The following is a 13,840-nucleotide window of genomic DNA, read 5'->3' as shown; positions in this document are numbered from 1 at the left end:
AGCCTCTCGTCTCAGACCGTCCGTGCCGAACGACGGTACGAGACCGTCGCGTACGCCCCGAAGAGCACCGCCCACGCCACGAGGATCACGAGGGCCGCCGTCCCCGGCATCGCGCCCTCCGTCAGGTCGCGGCCGAGCTCGGCGAAACGGTTGGTCGGCGTGTACGAGGAGAGGGTGCGCAGCCACTGCGGGAACAGGTCCACCGGGAACCACAGGCCGCCGACCACCGAGAGCCCCAGGTTGCAGGCGATGTTGACCACGCCGGTCGTCTGCGCGGAGAGCCGGTAGCCGTTGCCGAGGCCGAGCAGCGTGAAGGGGAGCGAGCCGGCCCACAGGGCGAGGGCGACCGCCGCCCACTGCCAGGCGCCGAGCCGTACGCCGTTGACGAGCGCCCCGGCGAGCAGCACCGCGGCGATGGCCGGCAGGACCACGACCGTGCCGGTCAGGGCGCGGCCCGTGACCACCTGGCGCGGGGGCATCGGGGTGATCCGCAGCTGGCGCAGCCAGCCGGAGGACTTGTCCTCGGCGACGCCGGTGCCCAGGGACAGGGCGGCGCCGAGCGCCCCGTACGCGGCCATGCCGATCATGGCGGCGGTCTTGACCTCGGCGGTGTTCGAGCCGCCGATGTTGGTGAAGAGCAGGTACATCATCACCGGCATGGCGATCGAGGAGATCGCGAAACCGGCGTCGCGCAGGGTGCGGCGGATTTCCAGCCGGACATAGGCGGTGATCATCGGGCCGTCTCCAGGTTCATCGCGGCGATGCGCTGGACATCGGTGTGTCCGCTGGGCAGGGTCAGGGTCAGGAAGGCGTCGTTCAGGGAGGCCGGTGCGACCTCCAGGCCGCGGATCGCGCGCAGCTCCGCCAGCGCGAGGACAGTCGCGTCCGAGTCGTCGCTGCGCAGGTGCGCGCGGTCGCCGCGGATCTCGACCGAGGTGACGCCGGGCAGCAGGCCGAGCCCCTCCGTAAGCCCGCCCGTAAGCCCGCCCGTAAGCCCGCCCGTAAGCCCGCCCGCAAGCTCTCCCCTAAGCCCGTCCGTCGGGCCGCCGGCCAGGTCGAAGGAGACCCGCGCCCCGCCGACCGTCCGCTTGAGCTGCTCGGACGTGCCGTCGGCGAGCACGCGGCCCGCGTCGACGACGACGATCCGGTCGGCGCTGGCGTCGGCCTCCTCCAGGTAGTGGGTGGAGAAGAGCACCGTGTTGCCGCGCCCGGCGTAGGCCCGCATCGCGTCCCAGAAGCCCTGCCGGGCCTCGACGTCCAGGGCGGCGGTCGGCTCGTCCAGGACGATGAGCTCGGGGTTGCCGGCCAGGGCGACGGCGAAGCGGACGCGCTGGGCCTGCCCGCCGGAGAGCCGGTCGGCGCGGCGGTCCGCGAACTCCGTCAGGCCCGCCAGCTCCAGGGCCTCCGCGACCGGCATCGGGGCCGGGTAGGCGCGGGCGACGAAGGAGACCAGCTCGCGGACGGTGACCCGGGGGACCGGGCGGGCGTCCTGGAGCATGGCGCCGACCCGGCCCGCCTGGACCGCGCGGGCGGGCGTGCCGCCGAAGAGGCCGACCCGGCCGCTGTCGGGGGTGTCGAGGCCGAGGAGCAGGTTGATGGTGGTGGACTTCCCGGCGCCGTTGCGGCCGAGCAGGGCGACCGTCTCGCCGCGGCGGATCGTGAGGTCGACGCCGTCCACGGCGCGGACGGGGCCGAAGGTCTTGGTGGCCGCCTCGAAGGCGACGGCGGGCGCGTCCGCACCCGTTGCGTTGCTCGGCTCGTTCGTCATGGCTATGACGCTACGGAGCGGGGGCGGGGCCGGGCAGGAGCGTGTGTACGGACCTGGCCGTGACAAATGTCCCGGGTGCCGTACACCCCTTGGAGGGGAGTGGATCTGACATGCCGTCAGGAGGGTTCCCAACGGAACACCCCTCCGCTATACATGGGGGTCACCGAACTGGAACAGGTTCTAGAAGACGCCCACGCGTCGGGGCCGTTCCGGGCTCGGTCCCCGCACGGCCTCGGTGCGGTCGACGGTGCGGACGACCGCACCGAGGTCTTCCACTCCAAGGTTCACCATGGATTCCAAGGAGCCGCAAGCCGATGCCCATTGACGCCGCCAAGGCCGTCGCCGCCGAGCCCCGCAGCGCGGAGATCGGCTGGGACCACAAGGACGTCCAGCTCTACCACCTCGGACTCGGCGCGGGCGTCCCCGCGACCGACCCCGACGAGCTGCGCTACACCCTCGAATCCCGGCTGCACGTGCTGCCCAGCTTCGCGACCGTCGCCGGCGCCGGCATGGGCGTCGTCGGCGGGCTCTCCGCCCCCGGCATCGACATCGACCTGGCCGCCGTCCTGCACGGCGGCCAGTCGATCACGCTGCACCGCCCGCTGCCCGTCTCCGGCCGGGCCGTCTCCACCTCCCGCGTCGCCGCCGTGTACGACAAGGGCAAGGCCGCCGTCCTGGTGCTCCGCTCGGAGGCCGCCGACGCGGAAGGCCCGCTGTGGACCAGCGACGCCCAGATCTTCGTACGCGGAGAGGGCGGCTGGGGCGGCGACCGCGGGCCCTCCGAGCGCCTCGAACTCCCCGCCCGCGCCCCCGACGCCACCGTCGAGCGGCCCATCCGCGAGGAGCAGGCCCTGCTCTACCGCCTCTCCGGCGACTGGAACCCGCTCCACGCCGACCCCGAGTTCGCCAAGCTGGCGGGCTTCGACCGCCCGATCCTGCACGGCCTCTGCTCGTACGGCATGACCCTCAAGGCGGCCGTGGACACCCTCCTCGACGGCGACGTCACCCGCGTCCGCGCCTACCGCACCCGCTTCGCCGGGATCGTCTTCCCGGGCGAGACCCTGCGGATCCGGATGTGGCGCCTGGAAGGCGGCGAGGGCGGCGCGGGTGGCGACGGCGGCGCGGGCGGCCGGATCCAGATCACGGTCACCGCCGTCGAGCGGGACGACGCCCCCGTACTCGCCGACACCGTCGTGGACCACTCCTGACGCCACTCCTGACACCACCCCCGATGGGAGCCGCACCATGCGCGCAGCCGTACTGCACGAGATCGGCCAGGACAAACTCGAAGTCCTCGACGACGTCGAGGCGGTGGGCTTCGGCCCCGGCCGGGTGAAGATACGGGTCCGGGCCACCGGCCTGTGCCACTCCGACGTCTCCGCCATGAGCGGAGTCCTCCCGCAGCCCGCCCCGTTCATCCCCGGGCACGAGGGCGCGGGCGAGATCCTCGACATCGGCGACGGGGTCACCGGACTCAGCGAGGGCCAGCGGGTGCTGCTCTGCTGGCTGCCCGCCTGCGGCACCTGTCCCGCCTGCAAGCGCGGCCAGACCCAGCTCTGCCTGGCAGGCTTCATGAACGCCGGGACCCCCAACTTCAAGCGCCCCGGCGGGGACGTCTTCGGCTTCGCCGGCACCGGCACCTTCGCCGAGGAGGTCGTCGTCGACGCGGGCTGCGCCGTCCCGATCCCCGACGACGTGCCCTTCGACATCGCCGCGCTCATCGGCTGCGGCGTGACCACCGGGCTCGGCGCGGCCATCAACACCGCGAAGGTGGAGGCCGGTTCGTCGGTCGCCGTCATCGGCTGCGGCGGCGTCGGCATCTCCGCGATCCAGGGCGCCAAGCTCCAGGGCGCGGCCCAGATCGTCGCCGTGGACCCCGTCGAGTCCCGGCGCGAGGCCGCCCTCCGCTTCGGCGCCACCGAGGCCGTCGCCCCCGACGCCCTTGCCGACGCCAAGCAGCGGATCACCGGCGGCGAGGGCTTCGACTACGTCTTCGAGGTCGTCGGCAAGTCCGCCACCGCCCGCACCGCGTACGAGACCACCCGGCGCGGCGGCACCCTCTGCGTCGTCGGCGCGGGCGCCCTCGACGACCACCTCCAGCTCAACATGTTCGAGCTGTTCTTCGACGAGAAGAAGATCCTCCCGTCGATGTACGGGGGCGGGGACGTGCTCCGTTCGTACGAGCGGGCCATCGCGCTCTGGCGGGCGGGCCGCATCGACCTGGAGTCCCTGATCACGCACCGGGTGCCGCTGGCGGGCATCAACGAGGCGCTGGAGCAGATGCGGACCGGGGTCGCGCTGCGCACCTGCATCGAGATCTGACCGGCGCCCGGCACCCCTATCTGAGTCAGCTGAGAGACCTGAGAGACCTGAGAGACCTGAGAGGACCTGCCCCATGTCACTCCCTCTTGAGGGACTGAGCGCGATCGTCACCGGCGCCGGCCGCGGGCTCGGCCGGGCCGAGGCGCTCGAACTGGCCAGGCTCGGCGCGGCCGTCGTCGTCAACGACTTCGGCCAGCCCGGGCGGGACGGCTCCGGCGAGGCGTCGGCGACCCCCGCCGAGGAGGTCGCCGCCGAGATCCGCGCGGCGGGCGGCCGGGCCGTCGCCCACCTCGGCGACATCGCCGACTTCGAGACCGCGCGCGGCCTGGTCGGCCTGGCCGTGTCCGAGTTCGGGAAGCTGGACATCCTGGTCAACAACGCGGGCATCCTGCGCGACCGGATGGTCTTCTCCATGAGCGAGGAGGAGTGGGACTCGGTGATACGGGTCCACCTCAAGGGCCACTTCAACACCACCCACCACGCCGCTGTGCACTGGCGCGGCCGGGCGAAGGGGGGCGAGAGCGGTGTCTACGGGCGGATCGTCAACACCTCGTCCGAGGCCTTCCTCGCCGGTTCGGCCGGACAGCCCAACTACGCGGCGGCCAAGGGCGGGATCGTCGGCCTGACGACCTCCACCGCGCTCGCCCTCGCGAAGTACGGCGTCACGGCGAACGCGATCTGCCCCCGGGCGCGCACCCGGATGACCGAGGACGTCTTCGCGGGCTTCGCCGAGCCGACCGCCGCGGACCAGCTCGACCCGCTGTCGCCGGAGCACGTGGCGCCGCTCGTCGGCTACCTCGCCTCGCCGGCCGCGGCCGGGGTCAACGGGCAGCTGCTGGTCGTCCACGGAGGGATGGTGGCGATCGTGGACCGCCCGAAGGTGGCCGCGAAGTTCGACACGGCGAAGGACGCCTTCACGTACGAGGAGCTCGACGGGCTGCTCACCCCGCACTACGCGGCGCGGCCGGCGGGGGAGACCTTCGCGGCGGCGGAGGTGCTGGGGCTGAAGAAGGGCTGAGCCCCGGTTCAGAGGTGGGGAACGTGAGAGGCCCCCGGGTGTCCCGGGGGCCTCTCACGTGTTCAGCGGTTCTCCGGCTCGCGGCGGTGACGGCCGTGCGGCGAGGCCGCCGAGGCCGCGGAGGAATCGGTGTCCTCCGCCGGCGCCGATTCGCCCCGGTGCCGGCCCGAGCCGTTCGGCTCCTGCGCGTCGGTGTTGCTCATGGTGGAACTCACCCCGTTGATCTCGCTCTTGCTGTGCGGCCAGTGAGTCTAACGAGCGGGTCCGCGGTCCGTCAGCGGAGCCTGCTGCAACGGCACCGGGCGGCAGACCTTGAAGGCGCCGGTCCCCGTCGCGGCCGCCGCCGGCTCCGGTACGGGCGGCTCGTCGGGCTCCTCCAGGGCGGCGAGTCCGCAGGGTGCGCCGGGTGTTGCGTACGGCAGCCGCAGCACCCCCTCGGGCGTCCACAGGCCCGCCCCGGCCAGCCAGCCCGCGGGTACGGCCAGTTGGCGCATCCGGCGCGAGCTGGGCCGCCACATGCCGACCCAGCTGCCCGCGGCGGCGTCGATCCGCAGCGCCACCCCGCAGCCCTCGGGCAGCAGCGTCTGCCCCGGCTGCACCGCGAACGGCGTGACCGCCGCGTCGTCGAGGCGCAGGCAGTCGGGGAACCGCACCGGAAGCAGGCTCCCCAGGACCCCCCAGCCCAGCCGGTCGTGCCCCGGCGAGGGCGCGTCGGAGCGGATCAGGAGCAGCCCGCTGTCGGGGTCCGCGAGCAGCAGCCGGTCGTGGCTGTGCTCGGTGATCTGGAGCAGCGGGGTGACCTCGCCGCCGCGCTCCAGGTCGACCGCGACCGCCTTGACCGGGCCGTCGCCCAGGCGCCGGTCGAGGGCGAGCATCCGGCCCGTACGGTCCAGCCACACCCCGCCCGAGCAGTGGCCCCTCACCTCGGCGACCCGCTCGGGCCCGAAGGCGCCGCCCGCCACCAGCCACAGGGTGCTCGTGTCCGGGCCGACGCACAGGGCGTACGCGCGGATGCCGTCCGGCGACGGCGGGAGCAGCACCAGGTGCTCGGAGCCGGGCGCGTCCACGGCGCCGAGCAGCAGCTCGCCCGTTCCGGGGCCGGTCGGGTACAGCAGCGAGAACGTGTGCCGGCGCCCGTCCACCCGGCGGGCGACCAGCACCCGCCCGTCGGCCAGCGGCAGCGGCCGCGTGCCGGGCTCCTCGGGCTGGCCGAGCGGGAGCGGTACGGCGTACGGCTCCGGGCCGTCGAGCGTCCACCGCTCGACGTACCGGGCGTCCCCGGATCCCGCGAGCCGGGCCGCGTAGGCACCGTTCGCGGTGATCGTGAACGCCCCTTGGCCGGCGGGCGCGGGCCACGTCGGGCCGCCGTCCCTCACTGCCGTCTCGATGGCACAGGCTGTCATCGACTCGTCACCTCCGGCCACGAAGCTAGTTTTCGCACTTCCAGCCGAACAACGCGAGACACCCCACTTCACCCCAAAGGGTGGCGGTCCTTCCGTTCCGCTGAGGGGAGGGGGCGGGTTGTGCTGGTGGGGCGCAGGGTAGGTAAGGTAAGGCGAACCTAAGTGGAGTCCGAGGCTCCGCTGAACGCTCGTCAGCCGTCCCCGCATCGCCTTATCGCCGTTTCGCCGTCCCCGTATGCGTACAGGAGATCCCCTCATGTCCTTCCGCCGCCGCGGCACCGCTGCCGCCGCCCTCGGCCTCGCCGCCGTGCTCACCCTCGCGGCCTGCGGAGGCGGTGACGGCTCCTCGGAAGGGGCCGAGAAGAACGAGGGCGGCAAGAAGAAGGACGTCGCCGTCGGCGGCAAGGACTTCGGCGACGCGGCCGCGAAGACCGCCGCCATGGGGACGGACGCGAAGCCGGGCCAGTTCCCGCGCACGCTCACCCACGCCCTCGGGAAGACCGAGATCCCCGCCGCGCCCAAGCGGGTGGTCGTCCTCGACGTCGGCGAACTCGACAACGTCGTCTCCCTCGGGATCAAGCCCGTCGGCTACGCCCCCTCCGAGGGCGACGACGGCATCCCCGGCTACCTCAAGAAGGACGCCGGGAGCCCCAAGTCCATCGGCACCATCAACAACCTCAACCTGGAGGCCATCGCCAACCTCCAGCCCGACCTGATCCTCGGCAGCCAGCTGCGCGCCGCGGACAAGTACGACGAGTTGTCGAAGATCGCGCCCACCGTGTTCTCCATCCGCCCGGGCTTCACCTGGAAGGAGAACTACCTGCTCAACGCCGCGGCCCTGGACAAGAGCGCGGAGGCGAAGTCGAAGCTGACCGCCTACGAGACCAAGGCGAAGCAGCTCGGCACGGACATCGGCCCCGACAAGCCGACCGTCTCCATGGTCCGCTACCTCCCGGGCAAGATCCGCCTGTACGCGAAGGCCTCCTTCATCGGCACGATCCTGGAGGACGCGGGCCTGCCCCGGCCCGCGAACCAGCAGGTGAACGACCTCGCCGTCGAGGTCAGCCCCGAGAAGATCGACCAGGCCGACGGCGACTGGATCTTCACCGGCGTCTACGGCGACCCCAAGGCCACCAAGCGGGACACCGCCCAGGCCAACCCGCTGTGGAAGAACCTGAAGGCGGTCAAGGCCGGCCAGGCCAAGGACGTCCCGGACGAGACCTGGTACCTCGGCCTCGGCGTCACCGCCGCGAACAGCGTCCTGGACGACCTGCGGGGGGACCTGGTGAAGAAGTAGGCCCGGGAGCGGGATCGGGCGGAGGGCGCTGGACCGGCGGGGAAGGCTCGGCACGGCGTAGGCCCGGGCGGGTGGCGCCGGACCGGGCGGGCGGCGCTGGACCGGGCGGCCGGGAGGCGTAGGCCCGACGGGAAGACGTAGGCCCGGACGGGCGGCCCGGGTGGGGTTGTCCACAGGCCAGGGCGGCGGGGCGCGGGGGACAGGTAGCCTTTCCCTCGTGCCCCGTCTGTCTGAAGTCATCGCCGAGCTCGACGCCCTCTGGCCGCCCGAGCGCGCCGAGCAGTGGGACGCCGTCGGCACCGTCTGCGGCGACCCCGACGCCGAGGTCTCCCGCGTGCTCTTCGCCGTCGACCCCGTGCAGGAGATCGTCGCCGAGGCCATCGCCCTCGGCGCCGACCTGATCGTCACCCACCACCCGCTCTACCTGCGCGGGACGACGACCGTCGCCGCCTCCCACTTCAAGGGCCGGGTCGTGCACACCCTGATCAAGCACGACATCGCCCTGCACGTGGCCCACACCAACGCCGACACCGCCGACCCCGGCGTCTCCGACGCCCTCGCCGGCGCGCTCGACCTCAGGGTCACCGGACCGCTCGTCCCCGAGAACAACCTCGGCCGGATCTGCGAGCTGGACCACCCCGAGACCCTCGCCGACTTCGCCGCCCGCGCCGCCGCGCGGCTGCCCGCCACCGCGCAGGGCATCCGCGTCGCGGGCGACCCCGGCATGACGGTGCGCAGGGTCGCCGTCAGCGGCGGCTCCGGCGACAGCCTCTTCGACGCCGTACGGGCCGCGGGCGTGGACGCATTCCTCACCGCGGACCTGCGCCACCACCCCGCCTCCGAGGCGACCCAGGCCGCGCACTCTTCCTCTGGGCCGCTCGGTCTGGTCGACGCCGCCCACTGGGCCACCGAATGGCCCTGGTGCGAGCAGGCCGCCGCCCAGCTCGACACCATCTCCGACCGCCACGGCTGGGACCTGCGGGTCCATGTCTCCACGACGGTCACCGACCCCTGGTCGGCCCATGTGGACCCGGCCGCCGCCCGCCTGCCCGGGAGCGCTCCGAGCGCCCCTTCCGAACACACCTCTCCTGGAGCCCCCAACTGAACGCCGCGCCCGCCGACCAGATCCGACTCCTCGACGTCCAGGCCCTGGACGTGCGCCTCCAGCAGCTCGCGCACAAGCGCCGGACGCTGCCGGAGCACGCCGAGATCGAGTCGCTGAACAAGGACCTCACCCAGCTGCGCGACCTGCTCGTCGCCGCGCAGACCGAGGAGAGCGACTGCGCCCGCGAGCAGACCAAGGCGGAGCAGGACGTCGACCAGGTGCGCCAGCGCGCCGCGCGCGACCAGCAGCGGCTCGACTCCGGCGCCGTCTCCTCCCCGAAGGACCTGGAGAGCCTCCAGCGCGAGATCACCTCGCTCGCCAAGCGCCAGGGCGACCTTGAGGAGATCGTCCTGGAGGTCATGGAGCGCCGCGAGTCCGCGCAGGAGCGCGTCGCCGAGCTGACCGAGCGGGTCTCCGCCGTGCAGGCCAAGACCGACGACGCCATCGCCCGCCGCGACACCGCGCAGGCCGGTCTCGACACCGAGAGCGCCAAGGTCGCCAAGGAGCGCGAGCTCGTCGCGGGCTCCGTCCCGGCGGACCTGATGAAGCTCTACGAGAAGCTGCGCGAGCAGCAGGGCGGCGTCGGCGCGGCCCGGCTGTACCAGCGCAAGTGCGAGGGCTGCCACATCGAGCTGAACATCACGGAGCTCAACGAGGTCCGCGCGGCGGCCACCGACACCGTGCTGCGCTGCGAGAACTGCCGCCGGATCCTGGTCCGTACGTCCGAGTCCGGCCTGTAGGGACCGCGCGCGATGACGCAGTCGAGGGAGCTGATCGTCGAGGCCGACGGGGGCTCCCGGGGGAACCCGGGACCCGCCGGTTACGGAGCGGTGGTCCTGGACCCGGCGACGGGGGAGACCCTGGCGGAGCGGGCCGAGTTCATCGGCGTCGCGACGAACAACGTCGCCGAGTACAAGGGCCTGGTGGCCGGCCTGACCGCCGCCATGGAGCTGTTCCCCGACTGCACGGTCCATGTCCGCATGGACTCCAAGCTGGTGGTCGAGCAGATGTCCGGCCGCTGGAAGATCAAGCACCCCGACATGAAGCCGCTGGCGGCCGAGGCCGCCCGCGTCTTCCCCCCGGGCCGGGTCCGCTACGAGTGGATCCCCCGCGAGCGCAACAAGCACGCGGACCGACTCGCCAACGAGGCGATGGACGCGGGCCGCCGCGGCGAACAGTGGACCCCCGCCGCGTCCACCGCATCCCTGGACCTGACAGCCGACCTGGCCGCGGCCCGCAAGGCGGCGGGCGACGCGACGGCGGGGGCGGCGAGGGCGAGAGCGGCGCTGACCGGCGGGAAGCCGGAGGGGACGGCGCTCGCCGCGCCCGCCGGGACCGCGCCCGCCGGGACCGCGCCCGCCGGGACCGCGCCCGCCGGGACCGCGCCCGCCGGGACCGCGCCCGCCGGGACCGCGCCCGCCGGGGCAGGACCCGTTGGGGCCGTCCCCGCCGGGACAGCACCCGCCGCGCATGCCGCTACGACAGGCTCGGCGCCCGCCACCCACGCCGGGACCACCCCCACCCCCACCTTCGGCACCGTCACCCCCGACGAGGGTCTGTTCACCGCCGACGAGGCCGTCGCCGCGCAGGCCCGTGCCTCCCTGACCGCCGCAGCGGAGGCGGACCGGGAGGCCGCGACCGGGGACTTCGAGGCGGAGGCGGCGCACGCTCCCAAGGCGCCTTCGGCGCCGGGCTGGGCGGGGCCCGACATGGGTGCCCCGGCGACGTTCGTGCTCCTGCGGCACGGCGAGACGGCCCTCACCCCCGAGAAGCGCTTCTCCGGCAGCGGCGGCGGCGACCCGGAGCTGTCCCCGGCCGGACGCCGCCAGGCGGAGGCCGTGGCCGCCGCGCTCGCCGCGCGCGGCACGATCCAGGAGATCGTCAGCTCTCCGCTCACCCGCTGCCGCCAGACCGCCGAGGCCGTCGCGACCCGCCTCGGCCTGGACGTGCGGATCGAGAACGGACTGCGCGAGACCGACTTCGGCGCCTGGGAGGGCCTCACCTTCGCGGAGGCCCGCGAGCGGTACAAGGACGACCTCGACGCCTGGCTCGCCTCCCCGAAGGCGGCCCCGACCGGCGGCGGCGAGAGCTTCGCGACCGTCGCCCGCCGCGTCGCCGCCACCCGCGACCGCCTGACCGCCGCGTACGCGGGCCGCACGGTCCTGCTGGTCACCCACGTGACCCCCATCAAGACCCTGATCCGCCTCGCCCTCGGAGCCCCGCCGGAGTCCCTGTTCCGCATGGAGCTCTCGGCGGCCTCGATCTCGGCGGTGGCCTACTACGCGGACGGCAACGCGTCGGTACGCCTCCTCAACGACACCTCGCACCTGCGGTAGCGGGGAGGAGGGGGGCCGACGGCTCCGCGCGATTCGTCCGCGCAATTCGCTGGACCCGGCCCCCGCCCCGTACCACCATCACCGCCATGACCTGGCATCTCACCGAGGACCCCGAGGCCTTCCGGGCGGCGGCCGTACGGGAGTACCTCGCCGCCGCGCCGGACCGCAACACCGCCCTGCTCACCCAGCTCGACGCGCCCGGTCCGCGCGGCTGGTGGGCCGAACCCGGGGACGGGCGCGTCTCGGGGGCGTTCCTGGTCCCGTCGCCCGGCCCCCGCGCCTGGGCGCCGCTGCTCGGCACGATGCCGGACGCCGCCGCACGCGCACTGGCGGCCCGGCTGTCCGGGGCGGCCGAAGTGACCGGCGTACGGGGTGAGTCGGCGACCGTCGAGGTCTTCACGGCGGCCCTGGGCCGAAGCCCCGCGAGCACGCGCCGGATGCGGCTCTTCCGGCTGGGCGAACTGGTCCCGCCGCACCCCGCGCCGCCCGGCCGCGCGCGGGTGGCGGGCCGGGACGACGTACCGCTGGCCGTCGCCTGGATGCGGGAGTTCGCGCGGGACATCGGCGAGGACCCGGACGCCGACTACACCGCGAACGTCGAGGGGCGCGTGGCCGACGCCCGGCTGCACCTGTGGGAGGTGGCGGGGGAGCCCGTGGCGATGGCCTCCGTCTCCCGGGTGGTCGCGGGCCAGGCCCGGGTCTCGCCCGTCTACACCCCGCGCGCCCACCGCGCCCGGGGCTACGGAGGCGCGGTGACCTGCGCGGTCAGCCGTGCGGCGGTCGGCGCGGGCGCGGAACGGGTCCTGCTCTTCACGGACCTGGCGAACCCCACGAGCAACGCGCTCTACCAACGCCTCGGCTACCGCCCGATCGGCGACCACAGCGCGGTGGACTTCGCCTAGCGGCTAGCCGCTAGCCGCCGCCGGTCGGAGGGCGCGGGCACCGATCGGCCGGTTCCTCGGGCCGGCACCGGTCAGACGGCCGCCAGCCCCGACGCCTCCCGGGCCAGCGCCTCCACCCGCCCCCAGTCACGGGACGCGAGCGCGTCCGGCGGGAGCATCCAGGTGCCGCCGACGCAGGCGACGTTCGGGAGGGCGAGGTAGCCCGGGGCGGAGGCGCGGGAGATGCCGCCGGTGGGGCAGAAGCGGGCCTGGGGGAGGGGGCCCGCGAGGGACTTCAGGTAGGGCACGCCGCCCGCCGCCTCCGCAGGGAAGAACTTCATGTCCGGAACCCCGCGTTCGAGCAGCGCCACGACCTCCGAGGTCGTCGAGACCCCGGGCAGGAAGGGCACGCCGGAGCCGCGCATCGCTTCCAGGAGGGCGTCGGTCCAGCCGGGGCTCACGAGGAAGCGCGCCCCCGCGCCGACCGCGTCCGCGACGTTCGCGGGGGACACGACAGTGCCCGCGCCGACGACCGCCTCCGGGACCTCCGCGGCGACGGCCCGTATCGCGTCGAGGGCGGCCGGGGTGCGCAGGGTCACCTCAATCAGCGGCAGCCCGCCGGCCACCAGGGCACGGGCCAGCGGTACGGCGTCGGCGGCGTCCTCGATCACGACCACGGGGACGACGGGGGCGGCGGGGGCAAGGTCAAGCACGCTCGTCATGGCCCCATCCTGGCGACGCCGAGCGCAACGTGCAACGACCGTTGCACATGCTGCAACGAGTACGCCCGGCGGAGCGCTAGTGGATCTCGTCCACCAACACATCGAGCAGCCCCGCCTTGCCGCCCTCCTCCACCACGTACCCCAGGTCCCGCAGCGCCTCCATCAGCTCCTCGCGGCCGGCCGGCTCCGCGCCCGCCTCCAGGAGGCTGCGCACGATCCGCCCCTTCGTCGCCTTGTTGAAGTGGCTGACCACCTTCCGGGTCGGCGCGTGCAGCACCCGCACCGTCGCCGTACGCGCCGCGACCTCGCCCTTCGGCTTCCACGCCGTCGCGTACGCGGACGAGCGCAGGTCCAGGACCAGGCCGTCCCCGGCCGACTCCGGCAGGACCGAGGCCATCGCCCCGCGCCAGTGCGCCCCGAGCGCGCCGAGCCCCGGCAGCTTCACCCCCATCGAGCAGCGGTACGACGGGATCCGGTCGCTCACCCGTACGGCGCCCCACAGCCCCGAGAAGACCAGCAGCGAACGCTCCGCCCGCTTCCGGGCCGCCGCGTCCAGCGTGGCGAGGCCCAGCGCGTCGTACAGGACCCCGGTGTAGATCTCCCCGGCGGGCCGCGCACCGGCCGTCCGCAGCTCCGCGTTCTTCGCGACCTCGCCGCGCAGCCCCTCGCTCAGCCCGAGCACCTCGCGCGCCTTCTCCTCGTCGGCGACACACAACTCGACCAACTCGTCGAGCACCGCAGCCCGCGCCTCCGCGAGCCCCGGCAACGCCAACGACTCCGGCTTGAGCGGCACCCCACGCCCCGAGGAGGCCTTGCCTTCGGAGGGCGGCAACAGGACGAGCACGGCGGTTCTCCTTCGTACGTACGGGGGTGGGGGTGCGGCCCCGATGCCCCAGCGTACGAGGTGGCGGGACGGCGACGGACCCGTCCGCGCCCCCGCCCGTGCCCCGCCCCCCGACGAGGTGCCGCCCCCCGCCCCCCGTCCTAC

14 protein-coding genes are annotated in these 13,840 nt (G+C 74.1%); 8 read left to right on the top strand and 6 right to left on the bottom strand.

The window, feature by feature from the left end:
- Window positions 1-11 precede the first annotated feature (11 nt).
- Complete coding sequence (locus ABTZ54_RS30205; protein ID WP_351669187.1) at window positions 12-734, bottom strand: ABC transporter permease; 723 nt, start codon at window positions 732-734, stop codon at window positions 12-14.
- The gene (locus ABTZ54_RS30200; RefSeq protein WP_351669185.1) at window positions 731-1,768 is read right to left on the bottom strand and encodes an ABC transporter ATP-binding protein; all 1,038 of its coding nucleotides are present in this window, start codon (window positions 1,766-1,768) and stop codon (window positions 731-733) included. Before ABTZ54_RS30200 ends, ABTZ54_RS30205 begins: the two co-directional genes overlap by 4 nt.
- A gap of 314 nt (window positions 1,769-2,082) precedes the next feature.
- Between ABTZ54_RS30200 and chsH3 the strand changes: the two genes are divergently transcribed.
- From chsH3 to ABTZ54_RS30185, 3 genes are all read left to right on the top strand, one after another.
- Window positions 2,083-2,976, top strand: coding sequence for an enoyl-CoA hydratase ChsH3 (gene chsH3 / locus ABTZ54_RS30195; protein ID WP_351669183.1), 894 nt, complete (start codon window positions 2,083-2,085; stop codon window positions 2,974-2,976).
- A gap of 37 nt (window positions 2,977-3,013) precedes the next feature.
- Window positions 3,014-4,090 carry a Zn-dependent alcohol dehydrogenase gene (locus tag ABTZ54_RS30190; protein WP_351669181.1) on the top strand — a complete coding sequence of 359 codons (1,077 nt, stop codon included), beginning with the start codon at window positions 3,014-3,016 and terminating at the stop codon, window positions 4,088-4,090.
- 73 nt (window positions 4,091-4,163) lie between these two features.
- Window positions 4,164-5,108: a 3-oxoacyl-ACP reductase gene (locus ABTZ54_RS30185; RefSeq protein ID WP_351669179.1), complete on the top strand. Its 945-nt coding sequence runs from the start codon at window positions 4,164-4,166 to the stop codon at window positions 5,106-5,108.
- A 62-nt stretch (window positions 5,109-5,170) separates the two neighbouring features.
- Here ABTZ54_RS30185 and ABTZ54_RS30180 read toward each other — a convergent pair whose 3' ends face one another.
- On the bottom strand, window positions 5,171-5,311 hold the full coding sequence (locus ABTZ54_RS30180) for a hypothetical protein (RefSeq protein WP_351669177.1): 141 nt from the start codon (window positions 5,309-5,311) through the stop codon (window positions 5,171-5,173).
- 48 nt (window positions 5,312-5,359) lie between these two features.
- Window positions 5,360-6,511 carry a hypothetical protein gene (locus tag ABTZ54_RS30175; RefSeq protein WP_351669175.1) on the bottom strand — a complete coding sequence of 384 codons (1,152 nt, stop codon included), beginning with the start codon at window positions 6,509-6,511 and terminating at the stop codon, window positions 5,360-5,362.
- A 256-nt stretch (window positions 6,512-6,767) separates the two neighbouring features.
- Here ABTZ54_RS30175 and ABTZ54_RS30170 point away from each other — a divergent pair, with 256 nt between their 5' ends.
- The 5 genes from ABTZ54_RS30170 to ABTZ54_RS30150 all read left to right on the top strand — a co-directional run bounded on the left by ABTZ54_RS30170 (window position 6,768) and on the right by ABTZ54_RS30150 (window position 12,151).
- Window positions 6,768-7,808, top strand: coding sequence for an ABC transporter substrate-binding protein (locus tag ABTZ54_RS30170; RefSeq protein ID WP_351669173.1), 1,041 nt, complete (start codon window positions 6,768-6,770; stop codon window positions 7,806-7,808).
- Window positions 7,809-8,025: 217 nt separating this feature from the next.
- A complete protein-coding gene (locus tag ABTZ54_RS30165; protein WP_351669171.1) occupies window positions 8,026-8,913 on the top strand; it encodes a Nif3-like dinuclear metal center hexameric protein in 888 nt (295 codons plus the stop codon).
- On the top strand, window positions 8,910-9,653 hold the full coding sequence (locus ABTZ54_RS30160) for a zinc ribbon domain-containing protein (RefSeq protein ID WP_351669215.1): 744 nt from the start codon (window positions 8,910-8,912) through the stop codon (window positions 9,651-9,653). Before ABTZ54_RS30165 ends, ABTZ54_RS30160 begins: the two co-directional genes overlap by 4 nt.
- A gap of 12 nt (window positions 9,654-9,665) precedes the next feature.
- On the top strand, window positions 9,666-11,249 hold the full coding sequence (locus ABTZ54_RS30155; protein ID WP_351669169.1) for a bifunctional RNase H/acid phosphatase: 1,584 nt from the start codon (window positions 9,666-9,668) through the stop codon (window positions 11,247-11,249).
- A gap of 86 nt (window positions 11,250-11,335) precedes the next feature.
- On the top strand, window positions 11,336-12,151 hold the full coding sequence (locus tag ABTZ54_RS30150) for a GNAT family N-acetyltransferase (RefSeq protein ID WP_351669167.1): 816 nt from the start codon (window positions 11,336-11,338) through the stop codon (window positions 12,149-12,151).
- 71 nt (window positions 12,152-12,222) lie between these two features.
- On the opposite strand, the gene eda is transcribed toward ABTZ54_RS30150, so the two are convergent.
- Together eda and yaaA are read right to left on the bottom strand one after the other, a co-directional pair.
- Complete coding sequence (eda, locus tag ABTZ54_RS30145; RefSeq protein ID WP_351669165.1) at window positions 12,223-12,852, bottom strand: bifunctional 4-hydroxy-2-oxoglutarate aldolase/2-dehydro-3-deoxy-phosphogluconate aldolase; 630 nt, start codon at window positions 12,850-12,852, stop codon at window positions 12,223-12,225.
- 76 nt (window positions 12,853-12,928) lie between these two features.
- Entirely contained in the window at window positions 12,929-13,696 is a 768-nt protein-coding gene (gene yaaA / locus ABTZ54_RS30140) for a peroxide stress protein YaaA (protein ID WP_351669163.1), read from the bottom strand.
- Window positions 13,697-13,840: the final 144 nt, after the last annotated feature.

This window comes from Streptomyces sp. NPDC094032 (assembly GCF_040303965.1).
Taxonomy (GTDB): domain Bacteria; phylum Actinomycetota; class Actinomycetes; order Streptomycetales; family Streptomycetaceae; genus Streptomyces.
Note: the sequence above shows the minus strand (reverse complement) of the source record. Positions and strands in the feature narration are given on the sequence as shown.